This window comes from Mesorhizobium sp. M7A.F.Ca.CA.004.04.2.1 (assembly GCF_004022825.1).
GTDB lineage: Bacteria > Pseudomonadota > Alphaproteobacteria > Rhizobiales > Rhizobiaceae > Mesorhizobium.
This window is the reverse complement of record NZ_RZPH01001598.1, coordinates 1-734: the sequence shown is the minus strand read 5'-3', so window position 1 is coordinate 734 and position 734 is coordinate 1. Positions and strand designations below refer to the sequence as shown.

Annotated in this window: 2 protein-coding genes; both read left to right on the top strand. The window is 63.4% G+C overall.

What is annotated here, in order from left to right:
- Nucleotides 1-256, top strand: a 256-nt coding sequence (locus EN893_RS36385; RefSeq protein ID WP_164901514.1) for a DMT family transporter, incomplete at its 5' end; no start/stop codon positions are given.
- A 12-nt stretch (nt 257-268) separates the two neighbouring features.
- On the top strand, nt 269-734 hold a 466-nt coding region (locus EN893_RS36380), incomplete at its 3' end, for an ATP12 family protein (protein WP_281062545.1).

Below are 734 nucleotides of genomic sequence, written 5' to 3'. Positions count from 1 at the left end.
GCTGCCGACCTTGGCGCTGCTCTTCCAGGCTGTCTACATCGTCGCCTTCACCTATGTGCTGTGGTTCTGGCTGTTGCGGCGCTATCCGGCGTCAGGCCTGTCCAGTTTCACTTTCCTGTCGCCGGTTTTCGGCGTGCTGTGCGGCGCCATGTTCTTGAATGAGCCGCTGACCATGCGCATTTTCCTGGCACTTGGCCTGATTGCCGCCGGCCTGATCATCGTCAACCGGCCAGTGCGCAAGCTGACGCCGGTGTAAGAGAGACCTTCTATGCGTGACATCCTCAACGACCTTGAAGCGGGCAAATATCTTTCGGATCCGGATCCGGTGCGCCGCGCCCAAATCCAGATGAAGACGCCTCTGCCGAAGCGCTTCTACAAGACCGTCTCGGTCGCGCCGGTCGAAGGCGGCTTTGCCGTGCATCTCGACGGCAAGCCGGTGCGCACGCCGGGCAAGGCGCTGCTGGCAGTGCCTACCGAGGCGGCAGCCGCGCTCGTCGCCGACGAGTTCGCCACCCAAAGCGAGACCATCAATCCGGTGACCATGCCGGTGATGCGGCTTGTGAACACCGCCATCGATGGCGTCGCCAGCGACCCGCAGGCGGTGCTGGAAGACATTCTGCGCTTCGCCTCGTCCGATCTGCTCTGTTACCGCGCCGACGCGCCGCAAGGGCTGGTGGAGCGGCAGAACCAGCATTGGGACTCGGTGATAGACTGGGCGAGGGGAACACTTGGGG